Source organism: Ruegeria sp. YKSF070, assembly GCF_059612725.1.
This window is the reverse complement of record NZ_JBXWRD010000021.1, coordinates 1-19,030: the sequence shown is the minus strand read 5'-3', so window position 1 is coordinate 19,030 and position 19,030 is coordinate 1. Positions and strand designations below refer to the sequence as shown.

Annotated in this window: 21 protein-coding genes, 1 pseudogene and 1 riboswitch; of the genes and pseudogenes, 11 read left to right on the top strand and 11 right to left on the bottom strand. The window is 65.0% G+C overall.

Features of this window, described 5'->3' with window-relative positions; translation table 11 throughout:
• Positions 1 to 5: 5 nt before the first annotated feature.
• The gene (locus AC2FL1_RS12090; protein WP_496877096.1) at positions 6 to 329 is read right to left on the bottom strand and encodes a hypothetical protein; all 324 of its coding nucleotides are present in this window, start codon (positions 327 to 329) and stop codon (positions 6 to 8) included.
• A gap of 437 nt (positions 330 to 766) precedes the next feature.
• Between AC2FL1_RS12090 and AC2FL1_RS12085 the strand changes: the two genes are divergently transcribed.
• The 11 genes from AC2FL1_RS12085 (at position 767) to AC2FL1_RS12035 (ending at position 10,769) form a co-directional block, all read left to right on the top strand.
• Entirely contained in the window at positions 767 to 1,384 is a 618-nt protein-coding gene (locus tag AC2FL1_RS12085) for an OmpA family protein (protein WP_235789805.1), read from the top strand.
• Positions 1,385 to 1,394: 10 nt separating this feature from the next.
• Positions 1,395 to 1,688: a hypothetical protein gene (locus AC2FL1_RS12080; RefSeq protein WP_234140264.1), complete on the top strand. Its 294-nt coding sequence runs from the start codon at positions 1,395 to 1,397 to the stop codon at positions 1,686 to 1,688.
• Positions 1,689 to 1,824: 136 nt separating this feature from the next.
• Positions 1,825 to 2,835, top strand: coding sequence for a PhoH family protein (locus AC2FL1_RS12075; RefSeq protein ID WP_496877095.1), 1,011 nt, complete (start codon positions 1,825 to 1,827; stop codon positions 2,833 to 2,835).
• 58 nt (positions 2,836 to 2,893) lie between these two features.
• Positions 2,894 to 3,391 (top strand): rRNA maturation RNase YbeY, encoded by a 498-nt coding sequence (ybeY, locus tag AC2FL1_RS12070; protein ID WP_496826972.1) that lies wholly within the window; start codon positions 2,894 to 2,896, stop codon positions 3,389 to 3,391.
• A 33-nt stretch (positions 3,392 to 3,424) separates the two neighbouring features.
• Complete coding sequence (locus tag AC2FL1_RS12065) at positions 3,425 to 4,312, top strand: hemolysin family protein (RefSeq protein ID WP_496877094.1); 888 nt, start codon at positions 3,425 to 3,427, stop codon at positions 4,310 to 4,312.
• A complete protein-coding gene (gene lnt, locus AC2FL1_RS12060; protein ID WP_496877093.1) occupies positions 4,309 to 5,826 on the top strand; it encodes an apolipoprotein N-acyltransferase in 1,518 nt (505 codons plus the stop codon). Before AC2FL1_RS12065 ends, lnt begins: the two co-directional genes overlap by 4 nt.
• A 31-nt stretch (positions 5,827 to 5,857) precedes the next feature.
• Positions 5,858 to 5,908: riboswitch (SAM-SAH riboswitch) on the top strand.
• Between the two features lie 6 nt (positions 5,909 to 5,914).
• Positions 5,915 to 7,096 (top strand): methionine adenosyltransferase, encoded by a 1,182-nt coding sequence (gene metK / locus AC2FL1_RS12055; RefSeq protein ID WP_496826976.1) that lies wholly within the window; start codon positions 5,915 to 5,917, stop codon positions 7,094 to 7,096.
• Between the two features lie 125 nt (positions 7,097 to 7,221).
• The gene (locus AC2FL1_RS12050) at positions 7,222 to 7,887 is read left to right on the top strand and encodes a COG3904 family protein (protein WP_496877092.1); all 666 of its coding nucleotides are present in this window, start codon (positions 7,222 to 7,224) and stop codon (positions 7,885 to 7,887) included.
• 60 nt (positions 7,888 to 7,947) lie between these two features.
• Positions 7,948 to 8,661: a tRNA (guanine(46)-N(7))-methyltransferase TrmB gene (trmB, locus tag AC2FL1_RS12045; protein WP_496877091.1), complete on the top strand. Its 714-nt coding sequence runs from the start codon at positions 7,948 to 7,950 to the stop codon at positions 8,659 to 8,661.
• Positions 8,662 to 8,808: 147 nt separating this feature from the next.
• Positions 8,809 to 10,155, top strand: coding sequence for a 3-phosphoshikimate 1-carboxyvinyltransferase (gene aroA, locus AC2FL1_RS12040; RefSeq protein WP_496877090.1), 1,347 nt, complete (start codon positions 8,809 to 8,811; stop codon positions 10,153 to 10,155).
• Positions 10,152 to 10,769 carry a (d)CMP kinase gene (locus AC2FL1_RS12035; RefSeq protein ID WP_496826984.1) on the top strand — a complete coding sequence of 206 codons (618 nt, stop codon included), beginning with the start codon at positions 10,152 to 10,154 and terminating at the stop codon, positions 10,767 to 10,769. Before aroA ends, AC2FL1_RS12035 begins: the two co-directional genes overlap by 4 nt.
• A 51-nt stretch (positions 10,770 to 10,820) precedes the next feature.
• On the opposite strand, the gene AC2FL1_RS12030 is transcribed toward AC2FL1_RS12035, so the two are convergent.
• The 10 genes and pseudogenes from AC2FL1_RS12030 to AC2FL1_RS11985 form a co-directional block, all read right to left on the bottom strand.
• Entirely contained in the window at positions 10,821 to 11,300 is a 480-nt protein-coding gene (locus AC2FL1_RS12030; RefSeq protein WP_496826986.1) for a YHS domain-containing (seleno)protein, read from the bottom strand.
• A gap of 151 nt (positions 11,301 to 11,451) precedes the next feature.
• On the bottom strand, positions 11,452 to 12,510 hold the full coding sequence (locus tag AC2FL1_RS12025; RefSeq protein WP_496877089.1) for a DUF819 family protein: 1,059 nt from the start codon (positions 12,508 to 12,510) through the stop codon (positions 11,452 to 11,454).
• Positions 12,511 to 12,606: 96 nt separating this feature from the next.
• A complete protein-coding gene (locus AC2FL1_RS12020) occupies positions 12,607 to 13,779 on the bottom strand; it encodes a DSD1 family PLP-dependent enzyme (RefSeq protein WP_496877088.1) in 1,173 nt (390 codons plus the stop codon).
• Positions 13,772 to 15,205: a D-arabinono-1,4-lactone oxidase gene (locus tag AC2FL1_RS12015; protein WP_496877087.1), complete on the bottom strand. Its 1,434-nt coding sequence runs from the start codon at positions 15,203 to 15,205 to the stop codon at positions 13,772 to 13,774. Before AC2FL1_RS12015 ends, AC2FL1_RS12020 begins: the two co-directional genes overlap by 8 nt.
• Positions 15,202 to 15,579, bottom strand: coding sequence for a c-type cytochrome (locus AC2FL1_RS12010; protein ID WP_496877086.1), 378 nt, complete (start codon positions 15,577 to 15,579; stop codon positions 15,202 to 15,204). The genes AC2FL1_RS12015 and AC2FL1_RS12010 overlap by 4 nt, the downstream gene beginning before the upstream one ends.
• Positions 15,579 to 16,235, bottom strand: a complete 657-nt coding sequence (locus tag AC2FL1_RS12005; RefSeq protein ID WP_496877085.1) for a TetR/AcrR family transcriptional regulator — start codon at positions 16,233 to 16,235, stop codon at positions 15,579 to 15,581. The genes AC2FL1_RS12010 and AC2FL1_RS12005 overlap by 1 nt, the downstream gene beginning before the upstream one ends.
• A gap of 87 nt (positions 16,236 to 16,322) precedes the next feature.
• Positions 16,323 to 17,123: a 2-oxo-hept-4-ene-1,7-dioate hydratase gene (hpaH, locus tag AC2FL1_RS12000; RefSeq protein ID WP_496877084.1), complete on the bottom strand. Its 801-nt coding sequence runs from the start codon at positions 17,121 to 17,123 to the stop codon at positions 16,323 to 16,325.
• Positions 17,120 to 17,971 (bottom strand): fumarylacetoacetate hydrolase family protein, encoded by an 852-nt coding sequence (locus tag AC2FL1_RS11995; RefSeq protein ID WP_496877083.1) that lies wholly within the window; start codon positions 17,969 to 17,971, stop codon positions 17,120 to 17,122. Before AC2FL1_RS11995 ends, hpaH begins: the two co-directional genes overlap by 4 nt.
• Before the next feature lie 34 nt (positions 17,972 to 18,005).
• Positions 18,006 to 18,827, bottom strand: a complete 822-nt coding sequence (locus AC2FL1_RS11990; protein WP_496877082.1) for a GNAT family protein — start codon at positions 18,825 to 18,827, stop codon at positions 18,006 to 18,008.
• Positions 18,828 to 18,897: 70 nt separating this feature from the next.
• Positions 18,898 to 19,030, bottom strand: a pseudogene (locus AC2FL1_RS11985) (3,4-dihydroxyphenylacetate 2,3-dioxygenase); the annotation flags it as partial.

The following is a 19,030-nucleotide window of genomic DNA, read 5'->3' as shown; positions in this document are numbered from 1 at the left end:
TCGGATCAGTGCGACGGCGGCGTCTTGGCCACGATCTGGAGCAGCGACGAGCGCATGTAGTCGTGCTGGCCCACGCCCCATTCATCGCGGCAAATGCGTTCGCCGATGGCATGGGCCTCGGGATAAGTATAGCCCATCCGCACCAGATCCTCGACAAACACCGCGTTGGGGCGATCCCAGATCACGCTGCTGGTCGGTCCGCGAAAGCAGCTGATGGTGATGTTCTGGACATCCGACCCCGGTTTGGTCGGGCGCTGTTGCGCCTCGGGTGACGTCGCCATGACAGCGGTAAGCGCCAGGGCAGCCCCGGCGCGCAGATAGGCTTTCATGTCAATACCCCCACGTCTGACAAGAAAATGTAGCGCCGCCACACAGCCCGTGACAGCGCACCGGTCCCGGAGGGGAACCCGGCACTGACGATGCTAGCCGATCCGGAGGAGTCGCGGAAGCCACCGCTTCAGGGAGTTGATCGATGGTGATTGTCAACTGGAGCGAGAGTAATGCGTGGCAAGAAACGCTTCTGTTTCCAATCGCTCCGCAATCGCCTTGCGGGGCCGATGAGCATGTCACGAGCGGTGACGAGAATCGGGCCGGAACGAACCGGCAAAACCGGGCCAAGAGCCACCGATTCGTTACAATTCCGGGGAAACATTGGTGAGTGTCGACAAAAACGCCACAATATCTGGTGGATTTCGCTTCACAGAAATGTCGAATTTTCCTAAGCTTGCACCAGTTTCGCGTCCGGCGAGCGGCCCTGATCCGCCGCATGTCGGCAGTGGGGGAACCAGGTGAGGAATTTTCGGTGACTGATTTCAAACTCAAGAGCGTGGCTGCCGCGCTTGCAACCGTCCTTGCGCTGACCGGGATTGCGACGACCCCGGCTGTCGCACAATCCAGCAGCGGGGGCACCACCCGGACCATTATCGGCGAGCGCTATGTGCCGACCATCTGGGTCGATCCCGATGGCTGCGAGCATTGGGTGATGGATGACGGCGCCGAGGGTTTCATGACCCCCCATGTCCGCCGCGACGGAACCCCGGTCTGCCGCCGGGGCGCGCTGTGCGGCACGATGCCGACGGACCAGTTCTTTGCGACCGACAGCTATCGCATCTCGTCCGAGGGACAGGCGCGGCTGCGTCAGTTCTTTCAGGAGACGGGCGCCAACGGTTACATCATCACCGGCCATACCGACAGCCGGGCCTCGGATGCCTACAACCTGCGGCTTTCGGTCAACCGGGCCAATTCGGTCGCGCGGGTGGGCCGTGCTTCGGGTGCCCGCATCGTCGATGTGCGCGGTTACGGCGAGCGTGATCCGCGCGTGCCAAATACCAGCGCCGCGAACATGGCGCAGAACCGCCGCGTCGAAATCATCTGTGTGAACTGAGGAGAGCGACATGAAACTGATCAAGGGGATCGCCCTTCTCGCGGCTCTGGGTGGGCTTGCCGCCTGTGAGGCCACCGACAAGACCCGTGACCGCGGCATCGACGCCAAGGACCTGTCGCAGCTCAAGGCCGGTATCTGGGTCGACCCGACCGGCTGCCAGCACTGGATCATCGACGACGGTCTGGAGGGCTATCTGTCGCAGCGGATGGATCGCCATGGAAAGCCAGTCTGCGACGACTCGTTGCCCAAGGGCGTGGCCACCGGCCCGTTCAAGGAAGGTTCGAATATCGTCGACGCGATCTGAGTGCCGAACATCTCATCAAGGCCGCCCCACGGGGCGGTCTTTTTGTTTCAAAAGGATGAAAATTTTGCGGTCCCGCTTGCACCGACCGCAATATCTTGGCTACGCTTGTCCCAGGACTGCGACTACAGGAGAGCGGATGGCCATCAGCGCCCTCACACCACCGCAAGACAGCAGCACCTCTGCGGAGCTGCAACTCGAATTCCCCGATAACCGGCTGTTGATAGATTTGTGCGGCGAGCATGACCGTCACCTTGTGCTGATCGAACAGGTGCTGGGTGTGCAGATCGTGCGGCGCGGCAATCTGCTGTCGGTGCTGGGCGAAGCCGCCGCGCGCGACCGCGCCGCCGAGGTGCTGGAGGCGCTGTACGAGCGCCTGCAATCGGGCCGCCCGGTCGAGGGTGCCGATGTGGACCGCGAATTGCGCATGGGCCGGGGTGAAGAGGCCAAGGATGCTCCGGCGGGCGACCAGCTGGAGATGTTCCTGGGCGGCCGGATCGAGATCAAGACGCGCAAGAAACCGGTCGAACCGCGCACCGATGCGCAAAAGGCCTATGTCAAATCGCTGTTCGAGAACGAGCTGGCCTTTGGCATCGGGCCGGCGGGCACCGGCAAGACCTATCTGGCGGTCGCGGTGGGCGTGTCGATGTTCATCAACGGTCTTGTCGACCGCATCATCCTCAGCCGTCCGGCGGTCGAGGCGGGGGAGAAGCTGGGCTATCTGCCGGGCGACATGAAGGACAAGGTCGACCCCTATATGCAGCCGCTTTATGACGCGCTGAACGATTTCCTGCCGGGCAAGCAGGTGGCCAAGCTGATCGAGGAAAAGAAGATCGAGATCGCACCGCTGGCCTTCATGCGCGGCCGCACGCTGGCCAATGCCTTTGTGGTGCTGGACGAGGCGCAGAACGCCACCACCATGCAGATGAAGATGTTCCTGACCCGTCTGGGCGAGGGTAGCCGGATGGTGATCACCGGCGACCGCAGCCAGGTCGACCTGCCGCGCGGGGTGACCTCGGGGCTGTCCGATGCCGAGCGGCTGCTGAAACCGGTGCCGGGCATCAGCTTCAACTACTTCACCTCGAAGGATGTGGTGCGACACCCGCTTGTCGCCGCCATCATCGAAGCGTATGAGGCCGACACGGGCTGAACGGAGTTGGGTTTGTGGGTAGGATCGTTGGGTATTTGGCGGCGCGGAGCGTGGAAGCATGACGCTGGATCTGACGCTGGAGGATTCGCGCTGGACCATCCTGCCGCCACTGGCTGACCGGGCGATTTCGGCGACGCTGGCGCAGATGGGGCTGGACCCCGAGATTTGCGAAATCAGCTTGCTTGGCTGCGACGACGATCGCATCGCAGCGCTGAATGCCGAATTCCGAGACAAGCCCGCCCCCACCAATGTCCTGAGCTGGCCCGCCGAGGATCTGGCCGCCGAGGAGCCGGGCGGCGAACCTCTGGCGCCCGAGGCAGATTTCACAGGAGCGATTCCCTTGGGGGACATCGCCATCGCCTTTGACACCTGCCAGCGCGAGGCCGAGGCTGCGGGCAAGCCAATGGACGACCATGTGACACATCTGATCGTTCATGGTCTGTTACATCTGCTGGGTTACGATCACATCCGTGACGAAGACGCCACGCTGATGGAAAGTTTGGAACGCCGGATACTTGGCAATCTGGGCCTTGATGACCCATATAATATTGAGTGAGGGGCCAAGGGGCCTCGATTTGGAACAGGATTGATGGGCGAAATAGAAGGCAGTTCTAGCGCAGCGCAAAGCGCGCAGCCGGAGGAAACCGGCGAAACGAACGCAGACAAGACAGGGTTTTTCACCCGTATCATGGATGCATTCTCATCCGGTGAAAGCCATCAGGAACAGGCGCCGAACGGGGCCACGACGGCACCCACCCCGGTTCCGGGGATACTCAACCTGCGTCGGATGCGGGTCGAGGATGTGGCGATCCCCACCGCCGAGATCGTGTCGGTTCCGCTATCCATTTCGAAGGAAGAGCTGGTCCAGATCTTCCGCGACAGCGGCATGACCCGGATTCCGGTCTACGAGAATACGCTCGATACCCCGCTGGGCTTCGTGCATCTCAAGGATTTCGCGCTCACCCACGGCTTCAACGGCAACTCGACGGTGTTCGATCTGGGGTCGATGCTGCGGCCATTGCTGTTCGTGCCGCCGTCGATGCCGATCGGGGTGCTGCTGACCAAGATGCAGACCGAGCGCCGCCATATGGCGCTGGTGATCGACGAATATGGCGGGGTCGATGGCTTGCTGACGATCGAGGACCTGATCGAACAGGTCGTGGGCGAGATCGAGGATGAGCATGACACCGACGAGGCGCAGACCTGGATAAAGGAACGTCCCGGCTGCTATATCGCGCAGGCGCGGACGCCGCTTGACGAGTTCGAGACCGAGATCGGGCGTTCGCTGACCAGCCACGAGGATGTGGACGAGGAAGAGATCGACACGCTGGGCGGCCTCGTCTTCATGCTGTCGGGCCGGGTGCCCGCGCGGGGCGAGGTGGTGCCGCATCCCGATGGCGTGGAATTCGAGGTGATGGACGCCGACCCGCGCCGGATCAAGCGCTTGCGGGTGATGATCCCCGACGCCGCCGAATGAGCTTTGTTGCAGCTTGGCCGCTGAGACAGCGTATGGCGCTGGCGGCGCTGCTGGGGGCCGTGGCCGCGCTTGGCTTGGCGCCGTTATCGCTGTGGGGCGCGACCGTCGCTGCATTGCTGGCGGTGCCCGCACTGTTTCTCGCGGCGCCGGGCTGGCGTCAGGCGGCCTGGACCGGCTGGGCCTTTGCCACCGGCTATTTCGGTCATGCGCTCATCTGGATCGTCGAGCCGTTTCTGGTGGATGTGGCACGGCATGGCTGGATGGCGCCGTTTGCGCTGGTGCTGATGGCGGGGGGGCTGGCGCTGTTATGGGCCGTGGCCTTTGCGCTGGCGGCGCGGCCCAGGCTGGGGCCTTTCCGGCGGGTGATCCTTTTGACCCTGACACTCGGCCTTATGGAACTGGCCCGTGGATATGTGTTCACTGGCTTTCCCTGGGCGGGTCTGGCGCAAATCTGGGTCGAGACCGATATGGCCCTGCTGCTGGCGTGGATCGGACCCAACGGTCTGGCAGTGATGACGCTTGCGGCGACCATGATCCCCGGTGCCGCGCTTACGCGAGGTTTGAGGGCGCGCGCGCTGCTCTCCTGTGCTCTGCCAATGCTGGCGCTGGCTCTGGCCGTGCTGGCTGCGGATGCGGCGCGCGCGCCGGTTGAAAGTAGCGGCAAGGTGGTGCGTCTGGTGCAACCCAACGCGCCGCAGCATCAGAAATGGGATCCCGACTGGTATCCGATCTTTCTGGAGCGCCAGATCCGCTATACCGCTGCCGACACGCCACCCGATCTGGTGGTCTGGTCGGAATCGGCGCTGCCCTATTGGCTGGACGAGGCCGGACCGGTGCTGGAGCAGATCGCCGCCGCCGCGCGCGGCGCGCCGGTGCTGCTGGGCGCGAACCGGGCCGAGGGGCCGCGCATCTACAACGCGCTTGCGATGATCGGTTCGGGCGGGCGGGTCGAGGCCACATATGACAAGCATCATCTGGTTCCGTTCGGCGAATACGTTCCGTTGGGCGATGTGCTAGAGCAATTCGGCATCGCGGGTTTTGCCGCTCGCAGCGGGCGGGGCTTCAGCGCCGGTCCCGGGCCGGAAACCTTGCCGATACCGGGTATTGGCGCGGCGCTGCCGCTGATCTGTTACGAAGCGGTGTTCCCTCGATATGCGCGCGGCCCGGACGGGCGGCCCCGGCTGTTGGTGCAGGTCACGAACGACGCCTGGTTCGGCACCTGGGCCGGCCCGTATCAGCATCTGGCTCAGGCGCGGATGCGGGCCATCGAACAGGGTCTGCCGATGGTGCGCGTGGCCAATACCGGCATCTCGGCGATGATCGACCCGCAAGGGCGTATCACCGCCGCGCTGCCACTGGGGCAGGACGGCTATGTGGATGCGGATTTGCCACGGGCCTTGCCGCCGACACTCTATAGCAGAACCGGCGATCTGCCTTGGCTGCTGGTGATGCTGGTTCTGCTGGCTGGTGCAGTGCGGATACAGGGCCGGGCGCTGCGTCCAAATAGCGATTGACCTTGCCAATGGCCCCGCGTATCCCGGCTTCGACCTGCCACAACGGCTTCCTGGCGTGGCGAGGGAAACCTTTAATGGAGCACTTTTCATGTCCCGACAGAACTACATCTTCACTTCGGAATCCGTCTCCGAAGGGCACCCGGACAAGGTGTGCGACCGTATCTCGGATGCGGTGCTTGACGCCTTTCTGACCGAAGAACCCGAGGCGCGCGTCGCCTGTGAAACCTTTGCGACCACCAACCGTGTGGTGATCGGTGGCGAGGTGGGCCTGTCGGATCAGGCTAAGCTGCGCGAGTACATGGGCCGGATCGACCGGATCGCCCGAGACTGTATCAAGGATATCGGCTACGAGCAGGACAAGTTCCACCACGAGACGGTGGAGATCACCAATCTGCTGCACGAACAGTCGGCCCATATCGCCCAGGGCGTCGACGCCGCCGAAGGCAAGGACGAGGGGGCCGGTGATCAGGGCATCATGTTCGGCTATGCCACGACCGAAACACCGGCGCTGATGCCGGCGCCGATCCAATACAGCCACGCGATCCTGCGCCGCCTGGCCGAGGTGCGCAAGAACGGCACCGAACCGGCACTGGGGCCGGACGCCAAATCGCAGCTGTCGGTCATCTATCGCGACGGGCAGCCGGTCGGCATCTCGTCGCTGGTGCTGTCGACCCAGCACCTGGACCCCGACCTGACCAGCGCCGATATCCGTGCCATCGTCGAACCCTATATCCGTGAGGTCCTGCCCGAGGGCTGGCTGACCGCCGAGACCGTATGGCACGTCAATCCGACCGGCAAGTTCGTGATCGGCGGACCCGATGGCGATGCCGGCCTGACCGGGCGCAAGATCATCGTCGACACCTATGGCGGTGCCGCGCCGCATGGCGGCGGCGCCTTCTCGGGCAAGGATCCGACCAAGGTGGACCGCTCGGCCGCCTATGCCGCGCGCTATCTGGCCAAGAACGTGGTCGCCGCCGGCATGGCCGAGAAATGCACCATCCAGCTGAGCTATGCCATCGGCGTGTCGGCGCCGCTGTCGATCTATGCCGATACCCATGGCACTGGCACGGTCGCCGATGCCGAGATCGAGGCGGCAATCCCCAAGGTCATGAACCTGACCCCGCGCGGCATCCGCACCCATCTGGGCCTGAACAAGCCGATTTACGAGCGCACCGCCGCTTATGGTCATTTCGGCCGCGAGCCCGAGGCCGATGGCGGCTTCAGCTGGGAGCGCACCGATCTCTCCGAGGCGCTGAAAAAGGCGGTCTGAACCGGCGGATCGTGATCGACAACAGGGCGGCCAGGTGGCCGCCCTTTTTCGTTGAGCAGGGTGTTTCTGCTTGACCCGCGCGGCGCGGTTTTTCACCCTTGCGGAAACCATGAAGGAGACCCCGCATGCGCCAATTTGCAAGGCTTTCGCTTGTCGCGGGGCTGACACTCGGCTGGGTGATTGCGGCGGGTGCAGAAGCGGACGACCCGGTGTTCCGCGTCGCGGGCGATACGCTGATCTATGACACCACGCAGGAGCACGAAGCGGGCGGTTCGACCGATATCGAGGTGGCCCATATCGAACGGCTGCTGGCGCTGCTGCGGCAGAACCCCGAGATCCGGGTGCTGGACCTCAACAGCACCGGAGGAAGCCTCTATGCCGGGCGCGAGATGGCACGGATCGTGCTGGATTTCGACCTCGATACCCTGGTTTCGGGCGAATGTTTCAGCTCTTGCGTGCGTATCTTTCTGGCCGGTGCCGGGCGGCGGATGCTGCTGGGCGCCAAGATCGGCTTTCATCAGACCACCTGGTCACCCCGTTCGGTCGAGGAGTATTACACCGCAAATCGCGAGGCCGATGGCTGGGAGACTCCGTTCGATTTCGTCTCGTGGGTCTATGAGGATACCCAGAGCGAGGTGCATGACGATCTGGTCTATATGATCGACCGGGGTGTGGATGCGGGGTTTGCGGTGCGTACCAAGGGCGTGCGCGCGGATGACAGCTGGTACCCCTCGCGGCTGGAACTGACCCGCGCCGGGGTGCTGCGTGAACGCGCCCGCGCCGCCGAATGAGGCACCGGGCCGCGCGGCAGACCCTTGCACCGGGCGCGCGGGCGCAGTAACCCCGCGGCCATGAGCAAGACGACACCCGCCCGCCCGCGCCGCAACTTCTATGGTCGCATCAAGGGCAAGACCCTGAAACCGAACCAGCGGACCTATCTGGACGAGGACCTGACGCCCCTGTCGCCGGGCCCGGTAAACTGGCAGGACAATCCCGCGCGCACGCCGCTGGATCTGGACGCGCTGTTCGGCGGGCGCGAGACCTGGCTGGAGATCGGGTTTGGCGGCGGCGAGCACCTGGTGCACCAGGCGGCTTCGAATCCCGGCATCGGCATCATCGGCGCCGAACCCTATATCAACGGGGTGGCGATGCTGTTGGGCAAGATCCGGGCGGCGGGGGCCGACAATGTGCGGGTGCATCCGGGTGATGTGCGCGACCTGTTCGACGTGCTGCCGGCTCAGAGCATCGCGCGCGCTTTCCTGCTCTATCCCGATCCCTGGCCCAAGAAACGGCACCACCGGCGCCGGTTCGTGACCCCCGAACATCTGGAGCCGCTGGCGCGCGTGCTGAAACCGGGTGCCATCTTTCGCGTGGCCACCGACATCCCCGACTATGTCCGCCAGACGCTGGAAGAAGTGCCGCGCGCTGGTTTCGAATGGCTGGCCGAGGCACCCGCCGACTGGCGCCAGCCCTGGGGTGACTGGATCTCGACTCGGTATGAGCAGAAGGCGCTGCGAGAGGGCCGGGTGCCGCATTACCTGACCTTTCGTCGGCTGGACGGGTAAGGCAAGGGGGCGCTGCCCCCCGCGCCTGCGGCGCTCCCCCCGGAGTATTTCGAACCAGAAAGAAGCGGATGGTCTGCGTGCCTGTTCCCGCTGGACCCTGACGGGGCAATTGGGTAATCGCAGGAGGAGTTTTCCAAAGGAGCGCGCATGTCCGGACACGGCACCCCCATCCCGATGACCTCGCATCCCTGTGGCCCGCTGAGCGGCGTGGCCGAGGTGCCGGGCGACAAGTCGATCTCGCACCGGGCCCTGATCCTGGGCGCGATGGCGGTGGGCGAGACGCGCATCAGCGGCCTCTTGGAGGGCGAGGATGTGCTGGACACCGCCAAGGCGATGCGTGCCTTTGGCGCCGAGGTGACGCGGCACGCGGACGGATCGTGGTCGGTACATGGGGTTGGCGTGGGCGGTTTTGCCGAGCCGGACCAGGTGATCGATTGCGGCAATTCCGGCACCGGCGTGCGGCTGATCATGGGGGCGATGGCAACCTCACCCATCACAGCGACCTTTACCGGCGATGCCAGCCTGAACAAGCGCCCGATGGCGCGGGTCACCGATCCGCTGACGCTGTTTGGCGCACAGGCGGTGGGCCGCAAGGGTGGCCGGCTGCCGATGACCATCGTGGGCGCCGCTGATCCAGTACCGGTGCGTTACGAGGTGCCGGTGCCGTCGGCCCAGGTGAAATCGGCGGTACTGCTGGCCGGGCTCAACGCACCGGGTCAGACCGTGGTGATCGAGAAGGAGGCCACCCGCGACCATTCCGAGCGGATGCTGGCGGGTTTTGGCGCCGTGGTCACCGTTGAAGATACCGAAGAGGGACGGGTCATCACCCTGACCGGGCGGCCCGAGCTGCAACCGCAGGTGATCGCGGTGCCGCGCGACCCGTCGAGCGCGGCATTCCCGGTCTGCGCCGCGCTGATTACCCCCGGTTCAGACGTGCTGGTGCCCGGCATCGGGCTGAACCCGACGCGCGCGGGCCTGTTTACCACACTGCGCGAGATGGGCGCTGACCTGACCTATGAGAACGAGCGTACCGAGGGGGGCGAGCCGGTGGCCGACCTGCGCGCGCGCTATTCCCCCGACATGAAGGGCATTACCGTGCCGCCCGCGCGCGCGGCGAGTATGATCGACGAATACCCGGTGCTATCGGTGGTGGCCGCCAACGCGCAAGGCGTGACCATGATGGGTGGCGTCAAGGAGCTGCGCGTCAAGGAAAGCGACCGGATCGACGCGATGGCGCGCGGGCTGCGTGCCAATGGCGTGACAGTAGAAGAGGGCGCCGACTGGTGGGCGGTGCATGGCCTTGGTATCGGTAAGGTGCCGGGCGGTGGCACTTGCGAGAGCTTCCTGGATCACCGCATCGCCATGTCCTTCATGGTGATGGGCATGGGGGCAGAGGCGCCGGTTTCGGTCGACGACGGTAGCCCGATCGCCACGTCCTTCCCGATCTTTGAGCCGCTGATGGGCGGTCTGGGCGCAAAGCTGGAGCGGACATGACATTTACGGTTGCAATCGACGGACCCGCGGCAGCGGGCAAGGGTACGATTTCCAAAGCTGTTGCGGCGCATTTCGGGTTCGCCCATCTGGATACCGGGCTGCTTTATCGCGCGGTTGGGCGCCGCACGCTGGGGGGCGAGGCGGCTGAAACCGCCGCGTGTGCCTTGCGGCCCGAGGATCTGGAGCGTGACGACCTGCGCACCGCCGAGGTGGCTCAGGCCGCAAGCAAGGTGGCGGTGATCCCCGAGGTGCGCGCGGCGCTGGTCGATTTCCAGCGCGCCTTTGCCCGCCGGGCTGGGGGTGCTGTGCTGGACGGGCGCGATATCGGCACAGTGATCTGCCCCGAGGCCGAGGTAAAACTGTTCGTCACCGCAAGCGCCGAGGTGCGCGCCGAACGCCGTTACCTGGAGTTGACCGGCAAGGGCCAGGAGACCACGCGCGAGGCGGTGCTGGCCGATGTACGCGAACGGGACGCGCGCGATGCGGACCGTGCCACCGCGCCGATGAAACCGGCCGAGGATGCGGTGCTGCTGGATACCAGCACGATGGACATTCCCACCGCGCTGTCCGCCGCGATTGCCGAGATCGAGCGGAAGATGCCCGCGAAGGGCTAATTCCTTCGCGGGCGGGTCGGGGCGCCGGGAAGCGCGCCCCTGAGGCCGGGATCAGAGGTCGCCCACCGCGACATGCTTGATCTTGGCCCAGTTGCCATCGGCGGTGGCGGTGGTGCCGGCCACGTCCTCAAGGAACTTGTCGCGGGTGGCGGCGTTCAGGAAAAGGAACAGTTTGCCATCCGCCAGGACGTATTTGTCCGGGTCGCCGTCGAACTTCTTGCCCACGGCCACGCCGTAAGAGCAGAAACCGCCGTGCTGGGGCAGGTAGCGGGCCGGTTCCGATTGGAATTCCTTGAGGTTCTCTTCGGAGGTGAAATAGTAGGACGCCCCGTCGATGGTTGCCGAGTAGTTGGCAAAGCCCTCGACCGGGTTGCCGTCGCGCACCAGGGTCACCAGGTCGACGCCATGCACGGCCAGCGGCGCGCCGCCGGCCGAGATGCCGTTCGAGACGTTGACTTCGTCCGCGGCAAAGGCGGGGGCGGCCAGCATCGGCAGCGCAGCAATCAGGGCAGTGAGTGCGAAAGTCTTCATGTTGAGATCCTTCCAGTGTGGTTTCAACCGGGCGGATCGGCCCGGTGACCAACAGATAGAGGCCGCAACGTGAACCTGTTATGGCAGATGGTCCCGAAAGATTTGCAGATCGTACAGAGATTAGAATGATCGGTATGATGCGAGGGTAGGTTTACATAGCCGCCGCCAGGCCTGCCACGGCAACGCCCAGATAGTTGCCCACTGCATAGCCCAGGATCGCAATGGCGATGCCAGGCACAAGCAGAGCCCGGTTGCGCAGGGCTCCGCAGATCACCGGGATGAAGGGCACCGACATGATCGCGGCGCCCGAGGCCACCAGATAGGTATCGCGGTCGATCCCGAACAGGCGGCAGAGCAGCGCGTGCAGCCCCATCGCTCCCAGCAGGATAAAGGCGAAATAGCCGCCAAGCGCCCGGTTCATCCCGGTCAGCACCGACAGATCCAGCAGGGTGGCCGAGCTGAGGCAGAAAATCAGGATCAGGTACATGCCTAGGTGAAAGCTGGTCGGGCTGGCATGCAGCCGGGGAACAAAGGCGCCCAGCAGGCCGAATGTGGTGATCAACAGGATGGTCGCTGTGCCCGACCACGTCTCGGGCAGCAGACCGGAGAGTGCCACCGCCACACCGACACACAGACCCGCCGCGCCAAAGGCAAGCGCAGACCCTGCCAGCCCGGAACGCCGGATCAGGCGGGCATATCCGCGCGCGCTGTCATCGGCGATATGTGATGTGTCGGCCTCATGATCGCCTTGGGAATGGGGCACAAAGGGTGGCAGGATAAACCCTGCCAGCCGCTGGCCCACCAGCACGATGATCAGCATGTAGCCGATGGAAAACACGATGTCATAGGTGACCATGGTCAGGAACAGCCCATCGCTGGCGCCAGTGGCGCTCTTGATTGCGCCCATGTTGACGCCGCTGCCGGTATAAGCCCCCACCGCCATGCCCGCGACCTGTGGCAGGTCAGCGACCCGGCTTTGGAACAGCAGCACGCCCAGCAGGCTGGCCACACAGACCGATACCAGCGACAGCGCCATGGCCAACCCGGCGCCGCGCGCCTCGGTCAGGGCGCGGCGCAGGTTGGCGGCAAACAGGATCAGGGGCAGGGCCAGCGCCACGCTCACCTCTTGCAGTGTGGTCTGCATATCGGCAAAGGCGCTCAGGTCGAGGCTCAGCGCCAGGGCAAATCCGGTTGCAAAGGTCAGCGGCACAACGCCGATCCGGTCCAGCGCGGGGATTCGCGCCGCCAGCCAGATGACCAGCGCGGGCAGGGTCAGCAGGATCAGGGCAAACAGTATCGCGGCCTCCTAATGTGTTTCGTGCCAGACCGGCCACCACTCGGTGATCGCGGTGCCATCGAACAGGGCGATATCGCCGAATTGCAGCAACAGCGCCTCGCTCTGACGCGGGCGGAAGAACAGGAAATCACCGGGTTTCAAGGTACTGTCCGCAGGCAGATCATACATTTCCTGATTGCTGGAATGCCCGAACAGGGCCGAGCGCCGCGCGCCCGCCGGGTGGCAGGGATCGGCCAGCCAATTGCCGCCATAGATGAAACAGGCCCTTTGCGGCGAGCGTCCAAACAGGCGCAAAACTCGGCTCAGCCCCGGCGCCATTGGTATTTCGGGCTGTTCCACGGTTTTCAGCACCGGAGTGGCGATAAAAGCCGCCGGTTGCAGCGCCTCCAGCGCGGGCAGGTCGAAATCGGTCGGTTTGACCAGGGCCGAGGCCAGCGCCACCTCGGTCTCGGGCCCGCTCCCGTCATAGAGCATGAAGGTCGTGCTGCCGCCGGTGTTATAGATCAGTTTGGCTGTGGCCTCCGCCCCCAGCACCTCGACCGTCAGCGCATGGAACCGGGCATAGGCCGCCCGCGCCGCGTCCAACGCCCGCGCCCGGCTGGCGATCAGGCGGGGCAGGCGGGCGATATGCGGCTCGTATCCCATCAGCCCGGTCAGGTGCAGGTGCGGATCGTCGCGCAGGCGGGTCAGGGCGGCGGTGAACTCCCCGGCCCGCGCCAGTGAGAAGCCGCCCCGATGCAGCCCGATATCGACCTCCAGACAGATGCGCAGGGCGCGGCCCGACTGGGCGGCGAGCGCGGCATATTCCGCCAGCCGGTCGGGGCTGTCGATCAGCCAATGTACCTGAGTGTCCAGCGCGGGCGATACGCCTGCCACCGCGCCCACCGGCATCGGTTTGCCCAGCAGGATATCAGCGTCAGGAAACACCGCTGCGGCCTGCTCAACAAAGGGCAGGTGAAAGCTCATCAGCCGGTTCGTATCCAGCCCTGCCATCACCAGCCGCAGCAGGTCCGGCGCGGGCAGCGATTTTTCGACCACCCGCAGCGCAAGGCCGGGCGCCGTCAACCGGCGCACCGCCGCGATATTGGCTGCCAACTGCTCGGCATCCACCACCAGCGTCGGCAGGTGTCGCCCCGCAGCGATCAGTGCCGCCTGCAACTTCTGGAAATAGACTTCAGACATCCCCGGCCCCGAACAGCGCGGCGGTATGGGGGTTCAGGAACTTGCCCTGCGGGTCAAGCCGCGCCCGCAGCGCGGCGAACCGGTCGAAATCGGGATAAAGCGCCGCCAGATCGGGGGCCGTCAGCGCATGCAGCTTGCCCCAATGCGGCCGCCCGCCATATGCGCGCAGGATCGGCTCAATCGTGTCAAACAGCATGTCCAGCGGTTCCGAGGCCAGCTTGTGCACCGCGACCGAGATCCGCGTGCCGTCGTTGAAGGGCGACAGCCACGCGTCGTCCTGTCCGGTGAACCGCACCTCCATCGGGAAGAAGCTCTCGTTGCGCGACTCCTGCGCCGCCACCACCGCGCGTACCGCCTCTTGCGCGCGGTCTTCGGGCAGGTGGTATTCCATCTCGTTCATCCGGGTGGCGCGGGCGGTCGAGAGGAGTTTCCAGTACTTGTCGGTGGTATCCTCCAGCACCCCGTCGGCGGGCACGTCAAGCGCCACATATGCGTCAAAGGCGCGCCGCCGCAGCCAGGGCCACCAGCCCAGAATATCGCGCAGATCCTTGAGCGTCGCGATCCAGTCCTCGTCCTCGCTGGGCACCCGACCGGCAATCTCTCCCTGATACAGGTCATGGGTGATCACCGCCGCATAGCCCAGATTGGGAAGCACATAGAATTCGAAGTTGCGATGCGCGGCGGCCAGATCGTGCATGCGCGCGATCGCCTCTGCGGTCGGCAGGATGAACAGCTTGCGGTTCAGCGCATAGCTGGGCACCAGCTTCAGCGTATAGCGGGTGATCACCCCCAGCGTACCGAGCGATACCCGGCCCGCATCGAACAGATCGGGATCGCTGTCGCGGGTCACGTCGCGGGCGGTGCCATCGGCGGTGATCAGACGGAACCCTGTGATACAGCCATGCATGGCCTGCAAGCCGCGCCCGGTGCCATGGGTGGCGGTGCTGAATGACCCGGCCAGGGTCTGCACGTCGATATCGGGCAGGTTGGCAAAGCCCAGCTCGTGTTCAGCCGCCAGCATCGCTGCCTGACGCAACCGGGTCCCGGCGCCAAAGGTCGCCATCCCCGCCGCGGCATCGACCGAGATCAACCCCGACAGCCGCCCGGTATCCAGGATCATATCCTCGCTGGGTACCAGAGCGGAAAAGGAATGCCCCGATCCCACCGGGCGGATCCGCCCCGGCCAATCGGCGATCCGGGTGGCCAGTTCCTCCTCCGAGGCGGCGGAATAGATTTGCTCCGGTGTAGCCACCTGATATCCCGACCAGTTGCGCCAGATCTGGCGGCCCGGCGGGGCAGGGGGGATGTCGGGGCTGTAACCGGGCCGGGTGAAATCGCGGCTCAGCCAATGGGCCTGCATTGCCGCTGGCACCGCCAGCCCGGCCAGCGCGCCATAGCCCAGCAGTTTGCGCCGTGTCAGTGTCATTGCTGCCCCTCCCCGGACATGAAGGCGATCAGCGCCGCCAGTTGCTCGTCCGAACAATCGAGGCAGAGGCCCATCGCGGGCATGTTCCCGAACCCGTTGCGCGCCGATAACAACAGGCCATGGCTCCCGCGCTCCTTTTCCCGCGCCGCCCAGGCAGGGGCAAATCCGGTCAAAGGCGCCTGCGCCTCGACCAATGCGTGGCAGGCCATGCAAGAGCGCTCGTAGATCGCCGCCAGCTCCGGGTCGGTCGGACGCAGGGTCTCGGCCCGGGCGATGCCGCCCGCCTCCGGTTCCGGAGGTGCCCCGTCACCAGAGAGCCACCACCAGAGTGCCGCCAGAACCAGTGCCGAGACCGACAGGATCAGGGCGCGCATCAGGTCTCCTCCGCAGGAGAGCGCCGCAGGTAGAGCGACAGATAGGCATCCAGCGCGCGGACCATCTCGTCGTGATACTGCGCCTCCAGCGCGGGGGTGGCCTGCCGGGCCATCCGGTCTTCCAGTGTCAGGGCAATCTGCACGGCGGTGGTCGCCACCACATGCGGGTCGCCGCCGGTAAACCCGTCCAGCCCCCGCGCCCAGCGGTCGGCCAGAAAGCCCACCAGTTCCGCATTGTCGTCATCCTCAACGCTTTGGACTCCGCGCAGCGAGGCCAGCAGCAACAGGAGGCCCCGGTAATAGGGATGTTCGGCCATGAACACGCGGATACCCTCCAGCGTGCGGCGGATGCGCATCACCAGATCCGGCTCACCTTCGGTCGCGGCGATCGTCTCCATGAAATGTTGGCGCAGGTCGCCCGCGGCGCGGGCCGACAGCTCGTCCAGCAGATCGCGCAGGGTGGGAAAGTAGCGATAGATCGAGCTGACGGGCACGCCCGCCCGCTCGGCAATCAGCGAGGTGTTCAGATCGCCCGGCGGCCGCTCGGCCAACAGTGCGGCGGCGGCGTCCAGGATATCGACAACTCTCTGGCGCGCGCGCGCCTGTTTCGGCGTCGCGCGGGTATGCATCGGGGTGTCGGTCTCAGTTGGACCCATGGCTCCGCTCTCCTCTCACCAGAAAGCGGAAACTTTTTCCGAAAAATTTTCAACTTCTTTCGCGCCTGACGTTGTGGCAGTCGCGCGTCAGTCGAAATTGACCGAGACTGCGCCAAAGGGGCCGAAATCTGCCTCGATCCGGGTGCCGGGCGGGCATTCGACCGGGCGGATGAAACTGCCCGACAGCACGATATGCCCCGGTTCGATGCTTTGCCCGTATTGCGCCATGCGACGGGCCAGCCAGACCACGCTTTCAACCGGGTCGTTCAGCACACCGGCGCCCAGCCCGGTTTCCTCGATCTCACCATTGCGAAAGGTCAGCGCCCCGACCCAGCGCAGATCGAACGCGTCGGGCGCATGGCGCTGCTTGCCCAACACCACACCCGCATTGGCGGCATTGTCGCTGATCGTGTCACAGACATTGCGCGCGCGCCCTGTTTCGGGATCGACCCGCAGGATGCGGGTGTCAAGGATTTCGAGCGACGGGGCGACATAGTCGGTGGCCGCCAGCACATCGTCGCGCGTCACATCTGCCCCGCCCAGCGGCGCCTTCATCACAAAGGCGATCTCGGCCTCGACGCGGGGCTGGATGAACCGCCCCTTGGGCACCGTGGCGCCATCGTCAAAGACCATGTCGTCGAACAGGATGCCGCTGTCGGGAATGTCGATGTTCAGCGCATATTGCATCGCCTTCGAGGTCAGCCCGATCTTCCACCCGATCACCCGCCGCCCGGCGGCTTGCTTATGCGCGGCCAGCGCCTGCTGGATGGCATAGGCATCGTCCATGTCCATGCCCGGATAGGCCAGCGACAGCAGGCCGATCTGGCGGCCGGTTTCCTCGGCCTCGATCAACCGCGCGGCGGCATCGGCGTGCTGTTCGGGTGTCATGCCTCGTCCTCCACCCCGTTGACCAGCGTGCCGACGCCCGTCACCTCGACCTCGACCACGTCGCCGGGTTTCAGGTAGCGCGGCGGATCGAACCGCGCGCCCGCGCCAGTGGGGGTGCCGGTGACGATGATGTCGCCGGGGTTCAACGTGGTGAAGGTCGAGATATAGGCGATCTCTTCGCGCACGGAAAAGATCATGTTGGCCAGCGCATCGTCCTGTCGCAGCTCGCCATTGACCCGGGTGGTAATCCGCGCCGCGTCGATCTGGGCGGGATGGGTGAAGGGCACCATCCAGGGCCCGATCGCGCCTGAGCGGTCCCAGTTCTTTCCTTGTGTCACGTTGAACTTGGCATGCCGCACCCAGTCGCGAATGGTGCCCTCGTTGCAGACGCTCAGCCCCGCGATATGGTCATAGGCATCCTCGGCCCGGATGCGCCGGCCGCCCTTGCCGATGACAACCGCCATCTCACCCTCGTAATCCAGCGTGTGGTTCTCCGGCGGGCGGATCAGCGGCTGGCCATGTCCGACAAAGCTCGACGCGAAACGCGGAAACAGCGACATGTATTTCGGCGCTGCGCTGCCATCCTTGTATTCGGCATTGCGGTCGGGAAAGTTGACGCCGACGCAGATGATCTTGCCGGGGTTTGGGATCGGCGGCAGATAGGTGAAATCGCTATGCGTCACCGCCCGACCCATCGCCGCCTTGGCAAGGTCACGCAGACCGCCCGCCGCGATCACCGCGCGCAGGTCGGGCCAGTGCGGGAAATCGGGCGACAGCGCCACGAACCCCTCGTCGCGGATGATGCCGTAAAGCTCCTGCTCCTCGGCGGCAATGGTGGCGAACTTCATGCTGTTCCTCGCAATTGGTTTATGTGTGAGATGGTCACCGGGTGACCGAACCGCTGCCCATCAGGTCAGGATCGCTGGCACCGGCATAGACCCGATTGGAGCGGACCACACCCAGCCTTGAACACATGGCCTGAGACGACGGGTTGTCAGCCTTGACACCACTGGAAAAGCCGCGTGCCCCGAACCGGTCGGCCAGCGCAAGGATTGCCGCCGCGCCGACCCAGCAGGCCAGCCGCTTGCCGCGCCAATCCTGCGCCGTCGCCAGCATGCCCCAAAAGGCTTCGTTGGGCCAAGCGCTGTCCGGGTGATAGGCCATGAAACCACCCCCAACCGAGGCGATGTCTCCAGCCTCTGTTTCAGCATAGAGGATGATGCCGCGCGGGCCATATCCCCGCAGGGCAGAGCCAGGTGCGGGCAAGACACCTGCCGCCTGCGACATGCGACAGATCGCGTGAATGCGGTCGTCCGGCGTGTCTGGTGTAACCTCGCACAGGGTCAAGCCCCTGGGAATCTGGAACTCCTTCATGAACGCGGCACTTGCCGTCAGGGCCGTGTCATGTCCCCAGTACTGTTCCCATTCGACCGGTGACAGGCCCGCCCGCTTGTAGGCTTCCAGAAAGAAACCTGCCTGATCGCGTGGCACGAATTGCGCGCTGGAATAGCCCTGCAACCGGCACAGGTCGATCACCAGGTCCGCCGCATCGAGGCTGTCTCCCAAGCACGAGACCGTCCGCCCCTGAAAGGTAAAGCGCGGGTCATGCCCGACCAGACGATAAAGCGCGTTCGCCCGGCGCACGACCGCGACCTGCTGCGGGCTGCCATAGATGATGTCGTCAGTTCCTGGACGTACTGCCATGTTCTGTGCTCCGGTTACGGGTTCATCCCCAGTTCTCTTTGAGGATGTCCGTCCTGGCAACTCCGTTTGATCACACCGGGAAAATCACGTTGGTCTGACCGGTGCCCGAGGATGGAAAATACTCGGTCACCACCTCACACGGCTTGTCATAACTGTCCCAGCCAAGCGCACCGTAGAGCATCGCGGTATCGTGCATCGACCCC

What these genes read in the sequence shown, in the direction of transcription:
- AC2FL1_RS12090 (WP_496877096.1), bottom strand. Translation starts at nt 329, where the DNA reads ATGAAAGCCTATCTGCGCGCCGGGGCTGCCCTGGCGCTTACCGCTGTC.
- AC2FL1_RS12085 (WP_235789805.1), top strand. Translation starts at nt 767, where the DNA reads ATGTCGGCAGTGGGGGAACCAGGTGAGGAATTTTCGGTGACTGATTTC.
- AC2FL1_RS12080 (WP_234140264.1), top strand. Translation starts at nt 1,395, where the DNA reads ATGAAACTGATCAAGGGGATCGCCCTTCTCGCGGCTCTGGGTGGGCTT.
- AC2FL1_RS12075 (WP_496877095.1), top strand. Translation starts at nt 1,825, where the DNA reads ATGGCCATCAGCGCCCTCACACCACCGCAAGACAGCAGCACCTCTGCG.
- ybeY (WP_496826972.1), top strand. Translation starts at nt 2,894, where the DNA reads ATGACGCTGGATCTGACGCTGGAGGATTCGCGCTGGACCATCCTGCCG.
- AC2FL1_RS12065 (WP_496877094.1), top strand. Translation starts at nt 3,425, where the DNA reads ATGGGCGAAATAGAAGGCAGTTCTAGCGCAGCGCAAAGCGCGCAGCCG.
- lnt (WP_496877093.1), top strand. Translation starts at nt 4,309, where the DNA reads ATGAGCTTTGTTGCAGCTTGGCCGCTGAGACAGCGTATGGCGCTGGCG.
- metK (WP_496826976.1), top strand. Translation starts at nt 5,915, where the DNA reads ATGTCCCGACAGAACTACATCTTCACTTCGGAATCCGTCTCCGAAGGG.
- AC2FL1_RS12050 (WP_496877092.1), top strand. Translation starts at nt 7,222, where the DNA reads ATGCGCCAATTTGCAAGGCTTTCGCTTGTCGCGGGGCTGACACTCGGC.
- trmB (WP_496877091.1), top strand. Translation starts at nt 7,948, where the DNA reads ATGAGCAAGACGACACCCGCCCGCCCGCGCCGCAACTTCTATGGTCGC.
- aroA (WP_496877090.1), top strand. Translation starts at nt 8,809, where the DNA reads ATGTCCGGACACGGCACCCCCATCCCGATGACCTCGCATCCCTGTGGC.
- AC2FL1_RS12035 (WP_496826984.1), top strand. Translation starts at nt 10,152, where the DNA reads ATGACATTTACGGTTGCAATCGACGGACCCGCGGCAGCGGGCAAGGGT.
- AC2FL1_RS12030 (WP_496826986.1), bottom strand. Translation starts at nt 11,300, where the DNA reads ATGAAGACTTTCGCACTCACTGCCCTGATTGCTGCGCTGCCGATGCTG.
- AC2FL1_RS12020 (WP_496877088.1), bottom strand. Translation starts at nt 13,779, where the DNA reads ATGTCTGAAGTCTATTTCCAGAAGTTGCAGGCGGCACTGATCGCTGCG.
- AC2FL1_RS12015 (WP_496877087.1), bottom strand. Translation starts at nt 15,205, where the DNA reads ATGACACTGACACGGCGCAAACTGCTGGGCTATGGCGCGCTGGCCGGG.
- AC2FL1_RS12010 (WP_496877086.1), bottom strand. Translation starts at nt 15,579, where the DNA reads ATGCGCGCCCTGATCCTGTCGGTCTCGGCACTGGTTCTGGCGGCACTC.
- AC2FL1_RS12005 (WP_496877085.1), bottom strand. Translation starts at nt 16,235, where the DNA reads ATGGGTCCAACTGAGACCGACACCCCGATGCATACCCGCGCGACGCCG.
- hpaH (WP_496877084.1), bottom strand. Translation starts at nt 17,123, where the DNA reads ATGACACCCGAACAGCACGCCGATGCCGCCGCGCGGTTGATCGAGGCC.
- AC2FL1_RS11995 (WP_496877083.1), bottom strand. Translation starts at nt 17,971, where the DNA reads ATGAAGTTCGCCACCATTGCCGCCGAGGAGCAGGAGCTTTACGGCATC.
- AC2FL1_RS11990 (WP_496877082.1), bottom strand. Translation starts at nt 18,827, where the DNA reads ATGGCAGTACGTCCAGGAACTGACGACATCATCTATGGCAGCCCGCAG.